Source organism: Enterobacter cloacae complex sp. 385G4 (assembly GCF_057320665.1).
In genome coordinates, this window is record NZ_JBXWDD010000008.1 from 65,449 (window position 1) to 82,115 (window position 16,667).

A 16,667-nucleotide genomic window follows, 5' to 3' on the forward strand; every position below is an offset into this window, starting at 1 on the left:
CAACATGGTTGTGATGTACGGCATTAAAAATTGCGACACCATCAAAAAAGCACGCCGCTGGCTGGAAACTAATAACGTCGAGTACCGCTTCCACGATTATCGTGCCGACGGGCTTGATGCAGAATTTCTGCATACCGCCATTAACGAACTGGGATGGGAAGCGCTGCTGAACACCCGCGGCACCACCTGGCGTAAGCTGGACGAATCCGTGCGCGCCAGCATCAAAGACGCCGACAGCGCGGCAAAGTTAATGCTCGACATGCCGGCAATTATCAAACGCCCATTGCTCTGCAAGCCAGGTCAGCCTATGCTGCTGGGTTTCAGTGAAACCCTTTATTCTGACTTTTTCGTAGAGGTGTAGTGTATGTCATGCCCGGTCATTGAGCTGACTCAACAGCTTATTCGCCGTCCCTCCCTTAGCCCGGACGACGCAGGTTGTCAGGCATTAATGATTGAGCGCCTTCGCGCCATCGGTTTTACCGTTGAGCGCATGGATTTTGGCGACACCCAGAACTTCTGGGCGTGGCGCGGCCAGGGCGAAACGCTGGCCTTTGCCGGGCACACTGACGTCGTTCCCGCGGGTGACGCTGATCGCTGGATTAATCCGCCGTTTGAGCCGACCATCCGCGATGGCATGCTCTTCGGCCGCGGCGCGGCAGACATGAAAGGTTCGCTGGCCGCAATGGTTGTGGCGGCAGAGCGCTTTGTGGCTCAGCATCCGAACCACAAAAACCGTCTCGCGTTCTTGATCACCTCCGATGAAGAAGCCAGCGCCCATAACGGTACCGTGAAGGTCGTTGAGGCGCTGATGGCGCGCAATGAACGTCTTGACTACTGTCTGGTCGGCGAGCCGTCCAGTACCGAAGTGGTGGGTGATGTCGTCAAAAATGGTCGCCGCGGCTCGCTGACCTGTAACCTGACCATACATGGGGTTCAGGGGCATGTGGCCTACCCGCATCTGGCCGATAACCCGGTCCACCGCGCCGCGCCAATGCTGAACGAACTGGTAGGCATCGAGTGGGATAAAGGCAACGAGTTCTTCCCGCCGACCAGCATGCAGATCGCCAACGTCAAGGCCGGAACCGGCAGCAACAACGTCATCCCGGGAGATTTCTTCGTCCAGTTCAACTTCCGCTTCAGTACCGAACTGACCGACGAGACGATCAAAGCGCGCGTTGTCGCTCTGCTGGAAAAATACAACCTGCGCTACACCGTTGACTGGTGGCTTTCAGGCCAGCCGTTCCTGACGCAGCGCGGCAAGCTGGTGGATGCGGTGGTGAACGCCATTGAGCACTATAATGAAATTAAGCCGCAGCTGCTGACGACGGGCGGCACCTCAGACGGACGCTTTATCGCCCGCATGGGTGCACAGGTTGTCGAACTGGGTCCGGTTAACGCGACGATTCACAAAATCAACGAGTGTGTGAACGCAGCCGATTTACAACTGCTGGCCCGCATGTATCAACGTATTATGGAGCAACTCGTCGCCTGACGAGCGCTCAGAGAGGAATAGCGAATGGATTGGCTTGCAAAGTACTGGTGGATTCTGGTGCTGGTGTTTCTGGTCGGCGTACTGCTGAACGTGATTAAAGACCTTAAGCGCGTTGACCACAAAAAGTTTCTCGCGAATAAGCCGGATCTCCCGCCGCACCGTGATTTTAACGACAAGTGGGACGATGATGACGACTGGCCGAAGAAAGACCAGAAGAAGTAATCGGTCTGTATCCCCTCTCCTGTGGAGAGGGGATAACCTCACATAAACTCAACAATATCATCATCATTCGGCTTACCGCCGCTGAGCGCTTCATCAAAGTAGTGCTTCGGCACGGTATAGCGCAGATGGTCGAGCGCAAACTGCATGCTGCGGTCGTCGATCGCGTGGCCCAGATCGTCAACAATATCCAGCGTCACATCCCCACCCTCACGCACCAGCGCTTCCTGGGCAGCTACCGCATGCGAAAGCTCAATCACCCGATCTTCACCACCGTGAATGAGATGGATGGTAGTCTGCGTGGTCGCGCTTGTCGGTAGCGTTGCATAACGCCCGTTAAAGGCGATGACGCGTGAAGCCAGACCGGGCTGCGCTTTTACGCTTTCCAGCGACATGATTGACCCCTGCGAGAAGCCAATCAGCGCCGTTGCGTCAGCGCCTACGCCGCTCTGCTGCTGCCAGTAGCGCACGATGTCGATAAACGTGGGCATGATCGCATCAATGCGCGCCTGACGGTTCTCCTCCGTCACGCCCTGAACCGGGAACCACTGCCGTCCGTCTGGACCGCACGGCTCCACGCCGCCGATGCTGACGATCAATGCTTCCGGAAAAACGGGCGCAAACCAGCGGCCAATCTGTCCCATATTGACGGCATTATCGCCCACGCCATGAAACAGGAGCAGTAACTGTTTAGCCGGTTTGTCAGGGCTTTGAACAACAAAATGGTCGTGTTTCATGGCGGTCTCCTTAATTGATGAGCAGGATTTTACGCCTCTGCGGGGTAATGACCATGCCACTTTACTGAAGAAGTCATTGAAAAAATTGCCATTGCAAAATGTCGGCTTTCAGCTGCTGGCAGCGGGAATAATCAAGGCTCTCAAGCGCTTGCGCGGTTTCACTCCGCAGTTTAGCCAGCAGCGCTTTTCGCCCCATCTCCTCCGTCTTACCCTCTATTTTCCCGCGCAGCGCCGGAAGCGGCATGTCTGTAGCTAACACCAGCCGCGTCAGGGCAGCAACCGAGGTTGAAAACGCCCGGTGCGCAAAGGCAAACCCCGCCAGCTCCAGCCAGTCGTCACTATTAAGGGTAGCTTCCCAGGCATCGGTCACCGGGATCTTTTCGCCGTTCCAGGCCGAAAGAACGCGCATATCACGACACAGGCGCTGGTGCTCCTGCGCGCACAGGCGGTGCCCGGCCTCGCTATGCGGCAGTAAGGCCATCGCCGTGTAGCACCCGCTGCTGGCTTCCCGATGGCTGCCCATTCGCACCAGCACAAAGCCGCACTGCCGCCAGAAACGCCACAACTCGTCGGTATAGCCAAAGCTTACCGAGAGATAATCTTCACCGCTGACGCTGCGAATAAGCCGCTGGCCGATGCCTTCCCGTTGACGGTAGGGATGCACCGCAATGCGGCTAATCCGCTGCCCCTTCAGCGTCGCCGCGAGAGGCGACCCGCCGTGCGCCGCCAGTGACTGCGCCACAAGGTTCCCGCGAGGACGACGAAAGCCCGCCCACACCGCGCGGCTCAGATCGGGGGGCAATCCCCCCTCTTCCACCAGCCAGAGCGCGCCCGCCATATCCGCACCCGCGTGTGCAACCCCAAAGTGCTGGCCGGGGGCGTCCATCATCCGGCGTAAATCGAGCGGGGACGTCCGGTAGTGCGCGGCACACAGCAGTTCATACACGCTTGCCACGCGCGCCGGGTCGCTCTCCCACATCCGCGGCTCCAGCAACCGTATACACACGTCACCTTCCGGTTTGCGGTCAATAAGCGCGTCGTCAAACAGCAGCGTATTCGCCACTATCCGCTCAAGCGGACATCCGAACGCCCAGCGAATGGGGGTGGTTAAGGTATAGCGCCGCAGCCCGCTGAACCGGGCGCAGAACTTAAGCAGAAACCCCCTGCCCGTGCCTTCATAACCCTGGACCGTGGTGGTCAGCAACACGCGGGGAAAGCGCGACACCAGCTTGTCCAGCAGCGGGCCGGGGATGGCTGCGGCTTCATCAACAATCAGCCAGTCGGCTTCTGTCGTGGAGGCCAGCAGCGCATCCGGGGCCATAAAGTGAAAACGCTCGCCAGCGAAGCGCGCAATGACATCCGTTGCCCCTTTGGCCGGTGCAGTGACCACCGCACTCCCCTGAATGCTGTTGAGCAGCATCCCCGCCAGGGCTGACTTTCCGCGCCCCCGCGGTGCCGTCACGGCAGCGACGCCCGCAGGCATGGTCAAAAGCGCGTCGAGGATCTCCGCCTGCTCGCGCTGCGGCTCGCCGCTGGCTGGCTGCCAGGCGGGCGAATCCGGCGCAGCGGGAAGAGAGTGAGGACGATGCTGTTGCCAGACGATCGCATCCGCATCGGCGGCAAGCGTCCGGCAAAAATGGTGAACGAAGCGCGGGGTGGCGATCGGTTCCGCGCTGTCGCTCCAGCGCACGGAATCGCCGTCGGGCCTGTCGGCCCAGTCAGCGAGAGGCGGCACCAGCAGCACCAGCAGGCTTCCGGCGCGCAGCGTCCCGCTGAGTGCGGCAAAGGCTGAGACATCAAACCCGGCACGCGCGTCAAAAACGGCGTGCAGGTATTCGCGCCCCAGCATCCCGCTAACGGCTTTTGAGGGATTCTCCTCCAGCCACAGCCAGTCTCCCGGCAAGGCATCACGCAGGCCAGCCGCCTGGCTCAACGTCCATTGTTCATCGCCAGTGAGCACCACCAGACGGCGGTGCCCGGTACGCTCAAGCTCGCGCGTCAGATGTTCAAACGACACCATCACATGGCTTTGCCGAAGGTATTACACTGGGCCGGATCGCCGCTGTCAAAGCCGCGCTTGAACCAGCTGTAGCGCTGCTGTGACGTACCGTGAGTGAAACTGTCCGGCACGACATGACCCTGGCTCTGCTGCTGCAAACGGTCGTCGCCGATGGCCTCAGCCGCGTTTAATGCCTCTTCAAGATCCCCGGATTCCAGCACGCCCTGCTGCTGCATGCTGTGGCCCCAGACGCCCGCGAAGCAGTCCGCCTGCAGTTCCATTTTGACGGAAAGGCGGTTCACTTCGGCCTGAGACGCGTTCTGCTGAAGCTGGCGCACTTTGGGCTCAATCCCCAGCAGCTTTTGCACGTGATGGCCGACTTCATGCGCGATAACGTAGCCCTGAGCAAAATCACCGTCAGCGCCAAGCTTGCGTTTCATGTCATCGTAAAAAGAGAGATCGATATAGACGGTGCCGTCTGCCGGGCAATAGAATGGCCCCATAACAGATTGCCCGGTACCGCATCCGGTGCGGGTTGCGCCCCGGTACATCACCAGCTTAGGCTGCTGGTAGGTGCGCCCCATCTTCTCGAACTGCTGACTCCAGGTGTCTTCAGTTGTGGCGAGAATAACGGAGGTAAATTTGGCCGCTTCATCTTCATTCGGGCTGATGGAGTGCTGAGAATGCTGTTGCTGCTGCAGCGGTTGACCGGTCATCAGACCGGTGAGGTCGACCCCGTAGTAACCTGCGACCAGCACCACAATCAGCAGGATGATACCGCCCTTGCCGCTGGGTAAGCGGAAGCCGGGCCCGCCCATTGAAGGACCGCCGCCACCATCACTGCGTCTGTCTTCTACATTGTCACTTTCACGACGCCCTTGCCAGCGCATAACCACCTCGAACTATTCCATTAATAATAGCTATGATCGTAGGCGGTTAACGGCAAGATTACCATAGGAAACAAAGGTAAGACGCCAAAGGATGCGAACATCCTTTGGCAACTGAGGAACTTAGTCGAGCTTAACGCCTAAACGGTGAGCTACCGCCTCGTACGCTTCAATCAGGCCACCCAGGCTCTGACGGAAACGGTCTTTATCCATTTTATCCAGGGTTTCTTTATCCCACAGGCGGCTGCCGTCCGGGGAGAACTCGTCGCCCAGCACCACTTCACCTTTGAACAGACCAAACTCCAGCTTGAAGTCGACGAGGATCAGGCCCGCGTCATCAAACAGCTTTTTCAGCACGTCGTTGGCTTTGTAGGTCAGTTCCTGCATGCGCGCCAGGTTCTCTTTGCTCACCCAGCCGAAGGTTTCGCAGTAGGATTCGTTGACCATTGGGTCGTGCATAGCATCGTTTTTCAGGAACAGGTCGAACAGCGGTGGATTCAGCTCGATACCTTCTTCAATGCCCAGACGCTTCACCAGGGAGCCTGCCGCACGGTTACGAATCACGCATTCAACCGGAACCATATCCAGTTTTTTCACCAGACATTCCGTATCGGACAGCAACGCTTCCATCTGGGTCGGGATACCCGCTTCGGCCAGTTTGGTCATGATGAAGTGGTTGAACTTGTTGTTCACCATGCCTTTACGATCGAACTGCTCAATGCGGGCGCCATCCCCTGCTGACGTATCATTGCGGAACTCGAGCACCAACAGATCCGGGTTCTCCGTGCTGTATACGGTCTTCGCTTTGCCACGATACAACTCAGCTTGCTTCTGCATCTTCATTACTCCTGGTGTGATAATTTGCGTTCAAAACGGGGTATATTATGCCACGCACACGTTTGCGTAGCACGAAAATAAAAAGGGCGGGATTAACCCGCCCTCGTATTTATTTGCTGAATGCTGCCTGGAAGACAGCGACCAGCGCATCGTTCTGCGCCTGGGTCAGCGTGTGACCTTTTGGATCGATAAACTGCAGGCTGCTGCGGTTATCGAGGTCACCTACCTGAATCTTGTAATCACCGGAGGCAAGCTGAGGATCTTTGGCGCCCAGCTCCTGCCACGCGCTGTCGGACAGCGGCTTATAGGTCGCCGTCATGCTGCCGGTTGAACGGGTGCTGTCGGTCACTTTCATGCCCACTTTTTCCAGCGTCGCTGGCAGGCGCTGCCAGGTCTGGTTAAACGGTGCACGCACCACCAGCATTGGCAGGCCGGTGTCATCCGCGCCGCTCTGAACGTCGTAAGTGACGCCGTTACGGTTCTGCGCGGCGTTGGCGGCATCGGTAGCGGTCTTATCCAGACCTGCGGCGATCACGTTCAGCATTTCAGTGCTGTAACGCTGCATAGAGGCGGCATCCGCAACCGGTTTACCCGCCTGCTCCAGGTTCAACAGCTTAACGTTAACTGCCTGCTGGTAACCCTGTGGTTTCACGGAGACCTGATAGCGTCCACGGTACTGCTGATCTTCATCAAGACGGTTCCACTCGATCCAGTCGGTGGTTAACGTCTGGCTGGCGTCATCGCGCTTATCAATGGTGTAATTCTTCGCCTGAATAACGCTGACGACCTGTGGCCACAGATTGCTTCCTCGCGCGCTTTCAACCAGCAGAGACGCCGTGTCACCGGTGAACTGGGTACGCGCCCCGCTTACCAGTGCCAGAGGCTGTGCTGGGGGACGAATATCAAGCGCCTTACCGACCAGGCCGCTGCCGTTGGTCACGGGAATATTATAATCGCCGTTTTGAATCGGCAGGATCATACCAGCCGGTGCATGAAGTTCAGCAAGCGGGGTCGCATCCAGATAGGATTCATCACCGCTCACCTGGCGCTTGTAGCGCGAGTCTGAACTACAGGCAGCGAGCAGCATAACAAGCGAAACACTCGCAACCTTCGCCAGGCGCGACTTCTGTACTGAATAAGCCATCAAATCTCCCTAAACTTTACAGCAAACCGGCATGCTTCAGCGCTGCCCTGACGATGTCGCGACCGTGGTCGGTAATCGGTGTCATTGGCAAACGCAGCGTATCGGATGCTACAAGCCCCAACTCCTTACACGCCCATTTCACTGGGATCGGATTGGGTTCGACAAATAATTTATTGTGCAACGGCATCAGACGCTGATTAATGACACGCGCTTCATTATAGTGACCGGCTGCGGCCAGTTTGCACATTTCAGCCATATCGCGCGCCGCAACGTTCGCCGTTACGGAGATCACGCCATGACCACCAAGCTGCATAAAGTCCAGCGAGGTCGCATCATCACCACTCAACAGGATAAAGTCGTCTGAAACCAGCTCTTTGATCTGATGAACGCGGCTTAAGTTCCCTGTCGCCTCTTTAATACCGATAATATTTTTTACTTCCGAGAGACGACCTACGGTTTCCGGCAGCATATCGCAGCCGGTACGGGACGGCACATTATACAGAATTTGTGGCAAGTCAGTATGTTCAGCGATGGCTTTGAAGTGCTGGAACAAACCTTCCTGAGTAGGACGGTTGTAGTAAGGGGTGACCGTCAGACAGCCCACGATGCCGCTGTCGTTAAAACGTTTGGTCAGGCTGATCGCTTCTGCGGTCGCATTAGCACCTGTCCCCGCAATGACCGGAATACGTCCGTCAGCCAGTTCCAGGGTCAGCATAACCACATCGCCGTGCTCTTCATGGCTCAGCGTTGCAGATTCACCGGTAGTCCCTACCGAAACGATCGCCGAGGTTCCATTGGCGACATGGTAATCAATCAGCTTTTTCATGCTGGACCGGCAGACATTACCTTTTTCATCCATCGGTGTAACAAGCGCGACAATACTTCCCGTGAACATGAGCCATCCTCTGTGCGAACAAGAGCCTCAATGGTACGTTTGGAACTGTAATAAAAGCAAGCGACCTGAGGCCCTCTGGCGGTTGTATGCACGTTTTTTTTATGCTTTCCTTAGGAAGACTTAACCATGCAAAGGAAGAACAGGTTTGACAACCTCATCACAACATTACCTGGTTATCACCGCGCTGGGTGCCGACAGGCCGGGTATCGTGAACACCATCACCCGTCACGTGAGCAGCTGCGGCTGTAACATCGAAGACAGCCGCCTGGCGATGCTCGGCGAAGAGTTCACGTTTATCATGCTGCTGTCCGGAACATGGAATGCCATTACCCTTATTGAATCCACCCTGCCGCTGAAGGGCGCGGAGCTGGATTTGCTGATCGTCATGAAGCGCACCACCGCGCGCCCGCGTCCGGCCATGCCCGCGACCGTCTGGGTGCAGGTGGAAGTCCCTGATTCTCCGCATCTGATTGAGCGCTTTACCGCGCTGTTCGACAGCCATCAGATGAACATTGCCGAACTCGTCTCCCGCACGCAGCCGGGCGACGCAAGCACGGTTCCCACGCTCTTTATTCAAATTACCGCACACAGCCCTGCCTCGCAGGATGCGTCAAATATCGAGCAAGCGTTCAAAGCCCTCTGTACAGAATTAAACGCGCAGGGCAGTATAAGCGTCGTCAATTATTCGCAGCACGAACAGGATGGAGTTGAGTAATGAATCCACTGAAAGCCGGTGACATCGCACCGAAATTTAGCTTACCGGATCAAGACGGTGAGCAAGTAAATTTGACCGACTTCCAGGGACAGCGTGTTCTGGTCTATTTCTACCCGAAAGCCATGACCCCCGGCTGCACCGTACAGGCCTGCGGCTTACGCGACAACATGGACGAGTTGAAGAAAGTCGGCGTGGAAGTGCTGGGAATCAGCACGGATAAACCAGAAAAGCTGTCACGATTTGCGGAAAAAGAGCTGCTGAACTTCACGCTGCTATCCGACGAAGATCACCAGGTCTGCGAGCAGTTCGGCGTCTGGGGTGAAAAGACCTTTATGGGTAAAACCTACGACGGCATTCACCGCATCAGCTTCCTGATTGACGCTGACGGTAAAGTTGAACATGTGTTTGACGACTTCAAAACCAGCAACCACCACGACGTGGTGTTGAACTGGCTGAAAGCAAGCGCCTGAAGTGAGTGTCGGGTGGCGGCTTCGCCTTACCCGACCTACAAGGTAAATGCAAAACGGTAGCGCATGCTACCGTTTTTAGTATTTGCCCCCTCTCCCCGTGGGCTGAGGGATCCCCAGTAATTTTTTCCTGAAGCGATGAACATTGCTTCAGAGAAATGAATCACTTACAGCGATGTTCTGGTCCGGCTGTAAATCGCTGAGGCGTTTGCCTTCCGGCCGGGGCGAGGCGCATGGATGCGCCGAGAGGGCGGGCTTTACAGGGACGTTACCTCCGCCCGTCCCCGACAAGCCGGAAGGAATAAGCCGAAGGCACCGCGAAGCGGCGATTTACCGCCGGGAGCCCGGGTCGCCAGGGCGGCGGCGATTGAGCCGCCCTGGCACGTTCACAGGTCATGTCCTTACAGAGTAGCAAGGAACATAAAGTGAACGGAATGTCCACCAGAGCCGTATGTTCTCCCTCACCCCAGCCCTCTCCCTTGTACGGTCCGGGGACATAGTGAACACTTGTTCGGGGACATGGTAGACACTTACAACTGAGGCATAAGAACCCGTTTATGGAGTCGCTTATGCCCTGGGATGCGAGAGATACCATGTCATTACGTACCGAGTTTGTGCTGTTCGCCTCGCAGGACGGGGCGAACATCCGTTTCCTCTGCCGTCAGTTCGGCATTTCTCCAGCCACCGGCTACAAGTGGCTTCAGCGCTGGGCTGAGGAAGGTGCCTCCGGTCTTCAGGACCGCTCCCGCGCACCTCATCATTCCCCGAACCGCTCATCTGACGACATCACGGCCCTGCTGCGCATGGCGCATGACCGTCATCAACGCTGGGGCGCACGCAAGATTAAGCGCTGGCTCGAAGACCAGGGGCACCGTATGCCCGCCTTCAGCACCGTCCATAATCTGATGGCCCGTCACGGTCTGCTGCCGGGCGCATCACCGGGCGTTCCGGCTACGGGACGCTTCGAACATGACGCGCCGAACCGGCTCTGGCAGATGGATTTTAAGGGCCACTTTCCCTTTGGCGGTGGCCGCTGCCATCCGCTCACCCTGCCGGATGACCACTCCCGTTTTTCCCTGTGCCTGGCACACTGTAACGATGAACGGCGCGAGACCGTGCAGCAGCAGCTGGTCAGCGTGTTTGAACGCTACGGCCTGCCGGACCGGATGACGATGGACAACGGCTCACCGTGGGGAGACACCACCGGCACCTGGACGGCGCTGGAGCTGTGGCTGATGCGCCACGGTATCCGGGTGGGGCACTCCCGGCCTTATCATCCGCAGACGCAGGGCAAGCTGGAGCGTTTTCACCGCAGCCTGAAGGCGGAAGTGCTGCAGGGAAAATGGTTCGCGGACAGCGGAGAGCTGCAGCGCGCTTTCGATCACTGGCGCACGGTGTACAACCTTGAACGCCCGCACGAGGCGCTGGATATGGCGGTACCGGCCTCGCGTTATCAGCCGTCTGCCCGGCAGTACAGCGGCAGCGTAACGCCACCTGAATACGATGAAGGGGTGAAGGTCAGGAAAGTGGATGTCAGCGGAAAGCTGAGCATACAGGGTGTCAGTCTGAGCGCAGGCAAGGCGTTCAGGGGAGAACGGGCGGGCTGAGGGAGACGCAGGATGACGGCTGCTATGAAGTGTGGTGGTACAGCACGAAAGTGGGGGTGATCGACCTGAAGAAAAAGTCGATCACTATGGGTAAAGGATGTTAAAAAGTGTTCACCATGTCCCCGAACACCTGTCTACCATGTCCCCGGACTGTACACCCTCAAGGGAGAGGGGGTCGTCCGTGCTGGTATTATTTTGTGGGGATCCCTCAGCCCCGTGGGAGAGGGTCGGGGTGAGGGCATCAGGCCGCACAAAAACTACTTCTCTTCCACCGCAGGCACATCCGGCCACGCGTGCACCACCGCTTTAATCAGCGTCGCCAGCGGAATGGCAAAGAACACGCCCCAGAACCCCCACAGCCCGCCGAAAATCACCACCGACAGGATAATCACCAGCGGATGCAGGTTCACGGCCTCGGAGAACAGCACCGGCACCAGCAGGTTACCGTCCAGCCCCTGAATAATCAGGTATACCGCAAAGCAGCTCCAGAACTCGGTACCCAGACCAAACTGGAACAGCGCAACGCCCACCACCGGAATGGTCACCACAAACGCGCCGATATACGGGATCAGAACCGAAAATCCGACCAACACCGCCAGCAGCAGCGAGTAGTTCAGGCCGAAGATCAGGAAGCCAATCCAGGTGGCGACTCCCACGACTATCATCTCCAGCACCTTGCCGCGAATGTAGTTGGTGATCTGCTGGTTCATCTCCTGCCAGACCTGCCCGGCCAGCCCGCGATTGCGCGGCAGCACGCGGCGTACCGCGTTCAGCATCTGCTCTTTGTCCTTGACCAGGAAGAACACCATTAGCGGCACGAGCACAAGATAGACGGCCAGCGTCAGCAGCCCCACCAGCGAGGCCAGAGAGTATTTCACCACCGAATCGCCCATCGTCATGATGCGGGCGCGCATGTTTTCGGCCATCGCATCTATGATCCCCGCATCCATCAGCGCGGGGTAACGACGCGGCAGCGTGGCGGCGAAATCAGACAGCTTGTTCAACATGCCGGGCATATCGCGGATCAGGTAGATCCCCTGCTGCCAGGCAACCGGCATCACCACAAATGCCATCAGCAGCAGAATGCCGACAAACAGCACCAGCACGATACTCGTTGCCCAGCGGCGCGAACAGCCGATATGTTCCAGGCGCGCCGTTGGCCACTCCAGCAGGTATGCGAGCACAATCGCCACCAGCAGAGGGGCGAGCAGGCCGCTGAAGAAGAACAGAATACCGAACCCGGCAACCAGAATAACCAGCAAAGCAATGGCTTCCGGGTCACTGAACCGACGCCGATACCACTGCATTAACATTTCGAGCATACAACCCTTCCCTGAATCGAATGGCGGGAGTGAGACGGTGAATTGTATCTAACTGTCACAAAAAAGACTTTCGCTTTTTGTATCCCTGTCACAATCCGCAAAAGCCTGATGAATGGGATTTTCTTCATGCGGTAACACGGCTACACTCGCAGGGCAGCAGAGATGAACGATATGCCGGTTCATCGGTCAAATTAGCACCTCCAACATACAGGACAGTGGTTATGTTCAGGCAGTTGAGAAAAACACTGGTTGCAACACTGATTGCCGCAGTGACGGTCGGTCAGGTGTTGCCCGCTTTCGCTGACTCGTCCGATTCATTGCCGGACATGGGCACCACGGCAGGAAGCACGCTCTCTATCGGGCAAGAGATGCAGATGGGTGATTACTATGTGCGCCAGCTGCGCGGTAGCGCCCCGCTGATCAACGACCCTTTGCTGGTGCAGTATATTAACGGGCTGGGGATGCGCCTGGTGGCGCACGCCGACTCGGTAAAAACGCCCTTCCACTTCTATTTGATTAATAACGACGAAATCAACGCCTTCGCCTTCTTCGGCGGAAACGTGGTGCTGCATTCGGCGTTATTCCGTTACTCAGACAACGAAAGCCAGCTGGCTTCGGTAATGGCGCACGAAATTTCGCACGTTACCCAGCGCCACCTTGCGCGTGCAATGGAAGACCAGAAACGTAACGCCCCGCTCACCTGGGTGGGTGCACTGGGCTCTATTCTGCTGGCGATGGCCAGCCCGCAGGCCGGGATGGCGGCCCTGACCGGTACGCTTGCGGGAACGCGTCAGGGGATGATCAGCTTCACCCAGCAAAACGAGCAGGAAGCTGACCGCATCGGCATTCAGGTTTTACAGCGCTCCGGCTTTGACCCGCAGGCCATGCCGAGCTTCCTGGAAAAACTGCTCGACCAGGCACGGTATTCTTCCCGTCCGCCGGAAATTTTGCTCACCCACCCGCTGCCGGAAAGCCGTCTCTCGGACGCACGCAACCGTGCCAACCAGATGCGCCCGGTGGTCGTGCAGTCTTCGCAGGACTTCTACATGGCGAAAGTAAGAACGCTCGGCATGTACAACTCCGGACGTAACCAGCTCACCAGCGATCTGCTGGATACCCTGGCGAAAGGCAACGTGCGGGAAAAAAATGCCGCGCAGTATGGTCAGGCGCTACAGGCGATGGAAGCCAGTAAATACGACGAGGCGCGTAAAGCGCTGCAGCCGCTGCTGGCAGCCGACCCGAACAATCCGTGGTATCTCGATCTCTCGACGGATATCGATCTGGGGCAGAAGAAAGCCACTGATGCGATTAACCGCCTGAAAGGGGCGAAAGACATACGGACCAACCCGGTGCTGCAGCTTAACCTGGCGAACGCTTACTTGCAGGGCGGTCAGCCTGCGCAGGCCGTAACCATTCTGAACCGCTACACGTTTAACAATAAAGACGACCAGAACGGCTGGGAGTTGCTCGCTCAGGCACAGGGGCAACTGGGTAACCGCGATCAGGAACTGGCAGCGCGTGCTGAAGGGCTGGCGCTGGCGGGCCGTCTCGATCAGGCTATTTCCCTGCTCAGCAGCGCCAGCTCGCAGGTGAAGCTCGGCAGCCTGCAGCAGGCCCGCTACGACGCGCGTATCGACCAGCTGCGCGGCCTGCAACAACGCTTTAAGCCGTACGAGAAGATGTAATAAAGGAGAAGTCATGACAGACGCGGTACAAATTTACCATAACCCTCGCTGCTCCAAGAGCCGCGACACCCTCAGCCTGCTGAAATCTAACGGCATCGACCCGGAAGTGGTGCTGTATCTGGAGACGCCGCCGGACGCGCAGACGATCCGCGAGCTGCTGCACATGCTGGGGATGGGCAGCGCGCGCGAACTGATGCGTCAGAAAGAGGATCTGTATAAATCGCTTAATCTGGATGACAACCGCCTCACCGAGGCTGAGCTGGTACAGGCGATGGTCGACAATCCAAAGCTGATTGAGCGCCCGATTGTGGTGGCGAACGGCAAGGCGCGCATTGGCCGTCCGCCGGAAGATGTGCTCGAAATTCTCTAGTCCCTACGCCGCAGCGCTTCCAGAAACGCCTGCGGCGTACTCTCTCCCAGCTTTTTCTGCGTTTTGCCCCGGTTATAAAACTCGCACAGCGCGATCAATACCTCTCCCGCCGGTTCATCATTCACGCGAGGAATAACATCGCCTAATGGCACCGCTACCTGAAGCGCGTTGTGTTTTTGGGGATGCGTTTTTACAGCCACATCTTTTGCAGCATCCGTCAGCTCAAAACCAAAAGTCTCAATAGATTGTATATCAGCAGGACAGTCATCAAGCAGCGCCCGCGTCCAGGTACTGAGCAACTGGGGCGACAGTCCCGCATAGAGCCGGGCATAACACCAGCCGCTCACTGGTTCGTGCGCCCAGAGCAGGTGTTGTTCACCCCCATCGTCCATGTGCAGGGATAAAGGCAGATGATGGAGCATCAGCGTATGCGGCCGCATGCCAGCCTTCAGCGCTTTTATTCCCTGCAACGGCCCCCCTTTTAGCTTCGCGGAGGCCGGTTTGAGATAGCGATTCAGCGTTGCCCTTGAAACGCGGATCCCCAGCACGTCGTTAACCATCTGCAGCAGTTCATCTAACGGCGCCCCTGAGATGTCGCGCAGCGCATTCACCAGCGCCACCTGCTCCTGTCTCAACGCTTTGTGTATCACTTTTGGCGTGGTGTGGTTATCCGAAACCTGGTCGCGGTTGCGCCAGCGCCTGACGGTCGTGACCGAGATCCCCAGCTCAACGGCAAGCTCTCTGTCGCTTTTATCTGACTGTTGCAGATAGCGGCGGATGCGCGGCGTGGTGGTCGCATTGGCGTGAAGTTTAATTTCCATCGCAACAATTCCGTTAACTAATCATATGAGATTTATATAACACAGGCGATTGCTTTGTGACCGGTTTCACCTTTCGCTCGCCGCGCTTCACTGATAATCCACAGACATAACATAAACAACACCCCTCAATCTTGTACGGAGTTCACAATGAACAATGTTCTGGGATTTCTTGAAGCAAAACTGATGCCCCTGGCGGCGAAAACGGCCCAGCAGCGTCATCTCGGGGCCATTCGCGGTGCCTACGTGTCATTCATGCCGTTTATTATCGTCGGCTCCATTCTGCTGGTTATCTCCTCCTTCCCTAACCAGGCCTATCAGCAGTTTATGTCTCAGGCCTTTGGTGAGAGCTGGAGCGCGATTATTGAAATTCCATTCAACGCGGTGTTCTCCACCATGTCGCTGTTCATCAGCTTTCTGGTCGCCTTCCGCCTGGCGGAACACTACGGCGAGGACCGCATCTCCTGCGGCATTCTGGCGCTGGTCGCGTTTCTGATCCTGACGCCGTTTATTAAGGTGGCGGAAAACGGCGGGATTACCGTGATGCCGGTGGAGTGGATTGGCAGCAAAGGATTGTTCGTGGCGATGATCGGCTCGCTGCTCTGGACGGAGCTGTTCTGCTGGCTGAAGCGCAAAAATCTGGTCATTAAAATGCCGGACGGCGTGCCTCCTGCGGTGCAGGAGTCGTTCGCGGCGCTGATCCCCGCCCTGCTGGTGATGATTCTGGTGCTGGGTATCCGCATCGTCTTCGAAAACACTCACTACAACACCATCCACCAGTTTATTTATGAAGTGGTTGCTACCCCGGTGCGCCACTACGGCACCTCCTATTTCGGTGCGCTGATGACCGTCTTCAGCATCACCATTCTCTGGTCAGTGGGCATTAACTCCGGCTCAATGATTAACGGCATCATTCGTCCGCTGTGGATGGAAAACCAGACCGACAACATCGCCGCGATCCAGGCGGGGACGACGCCGCCGCACATTATCACGGAACAGTTTTTTGACATGATCTGGATGGGCGGCGCGGGTGCTACGCTGTCGCTGGTAATTGCGATGCTGATTTTCGCCCGCAGTAAAAACATGCGCGAAGTGGCGCGTCTCGGCGCCGGGGCGTCAGTGTTTAACATCAACGAGCCGATTCTGTTTGGCCTGCCGGTGATCATGAACCCGATCATGCTTATTCCGTTCAACCTGGTGCCGCTGGTGCTGGTCACCGTGCAGTATGCGGCGATGAAGATTGGCGCGGTCGCCGTCACCACCGGGGTGTTTATCCCCTGGACGCTGCCGCCGGTGATCAGCGGTTTTATCGTCACCGGACACCTGAGCGGCAGCGTGATGCAGCTGATCAACCTGCTAATTGGCGCCATGCTGTACCTGCCTTTCATGCGTATCGTGGACAAACAGTACCGCGCGGCGGAAATTGCCACCGTTACGCAAACCGACACCACCCTTGCAAAACAGGAGTAAAGC

The 16,667-nt window shown here is 57.3% G+C and carries 16 protein-coding genes and 1 pseudogene; 9 read left to right on the forward strand and 8 right to left on the reverse strand.

Annotation, left to right across the window (positions count from 1 at the left end):
• Window positions 1-4: 4 nt before the first annotated feature.
• The 3 genes from AC2FAJ_RS18485 to AC2FAJ_RS18495 are packed head-to-tail and all read left to right on the forward strand — an operon-like array spanning window position 5 to window position 1,714.
• Window positions 5-361 (forward strand): ArsC family reductase, encoded by a 357-nt coding sequence (locus AC2FAJ_RS18485; RefSeq protein WP_028014015.1) that lies wholly within the window; start codon window positions 5-7, stop codon window positions 359-361.
• A gap of 3 nt (window positions 362-364) precedes the next feature.
• On the forward strand, window positions 365-1,492 hold the full coding sequence (gene dapE / locus AC2FAJ_RS18490) for a succinyl-diaminopimelate desuccinylase (protein ID WP_028014016.1): 1,128 nt from the start codon (window positions 365-367) through the stop codon (window positions 1,490-1,492).
• Between the two features lie 24 nt (window positions 1,493-1,516).
• The gene (locus AC2FAJ_RS18495) at window positions 1,517-1,714 is read left to right on the forward strand and encodes a YpfN family protein (protein WP_013098222.1); all 198 of its coding nucleotides are present in this window, start codon (window positions 1,517-1,519) and stop codon (window positions 1,712-1,714) included.
• Window positions 1,715-1,752: 38 nt separating this feature from the next.
• Here the strand turns inward: AC2FAJ_RS18495 and ypfH are convergent, their stop codons facing one another.
• The 6 genes from ypfH to dapA form a co-directional block, all read right to left on the reverse strand.
• A complete protein-coding gene (gene ypfH / locus AC2FAJ_RS18500) occupies window positions 1,753-2,448 on the reverse strand; it encodes an esterase (protein WP_028014017.1) in 696 nt (231 codons plus the stop codon).
• A 73-nt stretch (window positions 2,449-2,521) separates the two neighbouring features.
• Window positions 2,522-4,468, reverse strand: coding sequence for a tRNA(Met) cytidine acetyltransferase TmcA (locus tag AC2FAJ_RS18505; RefSeq protein ID WP_485454415.1), 1,947 nt, complete (start codon window positions 4,466-4,468; stop codon window positions 2,522-2,524).
• Complete coding sequence (gene ypfJ, locus AC2FAJ_RS18510) at window positions 4,468-5,337, reverse strand: KPN_02809 family neutral zinc metallopeptidase (RefSeq protein WP_045631016.1); 870 nt, start codon at window positions 5,335-5,337, stop codon at window positions 4,468-4,470. The genes AC2FAJ_RS18505 and ypfJ overlap by 1 nt, the downstream gene beginning before the upstream one ends.
• 120 nt (window positions 5,338-5,457) lie before the next feature.
• On the reverse strand, window positions 5,458-6,171 hold the full coding sequence (gene purC / locus AC2FAJ_RS18515) for a phosphoribosylaminoimidazolesuccinocarboxamide synthase (protein WP_023332985.1): 714 nt from the start codon (window positions 6,169-6,171) through the stop codon (window positions 5,458-5,460).
• Between the two features lie 109 nt (window positions 6,172-6,280).
• On the reverse strand, window positions 6,281-7,315 hold the full coding sequence (gene bamC / locus AC2FAJ_RS18520) for an outer membrane protein assembly factor BamC (protein ID WP_028014020.1): 1,035 nt from the start codon (window positions 7,313-7,315) through the stop codon (window positions 6,281-6,283).
• 16 nt (window positions 7,316-7,331) lie between these two features.
• The gene (gene dapA, locus AC2FAJ_RS18525; protein ID WP_028014021.1) at window positions 7,332-8,210 is read right to left on the reverse strand and encodes a 4-hydroxy-tetrahydrodipicolinate synthase; all 879 of its coding nucleotides are present in this window, start codon (window positions 8,208-8,210) and stop codon (window positions 7,332-7,334) included.
• A 145-nt stretch (window positions 8,211-8,355) separates the two neighbouring features.
• Here dapA and AC2FAJ_RS18530 point away from each other — a divergent pair, with 145 nt between their 5' ends.
• The 3 genes and pseudogenes from AC2FAJ_RS18530 to AC2FAJ_RS18540 all read left to right on the forward strand — a co-directional run bounded on the left by AC2FAJ_RS18530 (window position 8,356) and on the right by AC2FAJ_RS18540 (window position 11,103).
• Window positions 8,356-8,925, forward strand: coding sequence for a glycine cleavage system transcriptional repressor (locus AC2FAJ_RS18530; protein WP_008501634.1), 570 nt, complete (start codon window positions 8,356-8,358; stop codon window positions 8,923-8,925).
• Window positions 8,925-9,395, forward strand: coding sequence for a thioredoxin-dependent thiol peroxidase (gene bcp, locus AC2FAJ_RS18535; RefSeq protein WP_032659360.1), 471 nt, complete (start codon window positions 8,925-8,927; stop codon window positions 9,393-9,395). Before AC2FAJ_RS18530 ends, bcp begins: the two co-directional genes overlap by 1 nt.
• A 566-nt stretch (window positions 9,396-9,961) precedes the next feature.
• Window positions 9,962-11,103 (forward strand): annotated as a pseudogene (locus AC2FAJ_RS18540) (IS481 family transposase).
• A 153-nt stretch (window positions 11,104-11,256) separates the two neighbouring features.
• On the opposite strand, the gene AC2FAJ_RS18545 reads toward AC2FAJ_RS18540, so the two are convergent.
• The gene (locus AC2FAJ_RS18545) at window positions 11,257-12,321 is read right to left on the reverse strand and encodes an AI-2E family transporter (protein WP_028014023.1); all 1,065 of its coding nucleotides are present in this window, start codon (window positions 12,319-12,321) and stop codon (window positions 11,257-11,259) included.
• A gap of 221 nt (window positions 12,322-12,542) precedes the next feature.
• Between AC2FAJ_RS18545 and bepA the strand changes: the two genes are divergently transcribed.
• Both bepA and arsC read left to right on the forward strand, forming a co-directional pair.
• Window positions 12,543-14,006, forward strand: a complete 1,464-nt coding sequence (bepA, locus tag AC2FAJ_RS18550) for a beta-barrel assembly-enhancing protease (protein ID WP_041908772.1) — start codon at window positions 12,543-12,545, stop codon at window positions 14,004-14,006.
• Window positions 14,007-14,019: 13 nt separating this feature from the next.
• Entirely contained in the window at window positions 14,020-14,376 is a 357-nt protein-coding gene (arsC, locus tag AC2FAJ_RS18555; protein WP_047368071.1) for an arsenate reductase (glutaredoxin), read from the forward strand.
• Here the strand turns inward: arsC and AC2FAJ_RS18560 are convergent.
• On the reverse strand, window positions 14,373-15,197 hold the full coding sequence (locus tag AC2FAJ_RS18560; protein WP_163333166.1) for an XRE family transcriptional regulator: 825 nt from the start codon (window positions 15,195-15,197) through the stop codon (window positions 14,373-14,375). The genes arsC and AC2FAJ_RS18560 overlap by 4 nt on opposite strands.
• 147 nt (window positions 15,198-15,344) lie before the next feature.
• On the opposite strand from AC2FAJ_RS18560, the gene celB reads away from it, so the two are divergent.
• Window positions 15,345-16,664: a PTS cellobiose transporter subunit IIC gene (celB, locus tag AC2FAJ_RS18565; protein ID WP_045261167.1), complete on the forward strand. Its 1,320-nt coding sequence runs from the start codon at window positions 15,345-15,347 to the stop codon at window positions 16,662-16,664.
• Window positions 16,665-16,667: the final 3 nt, after the last annotated feature.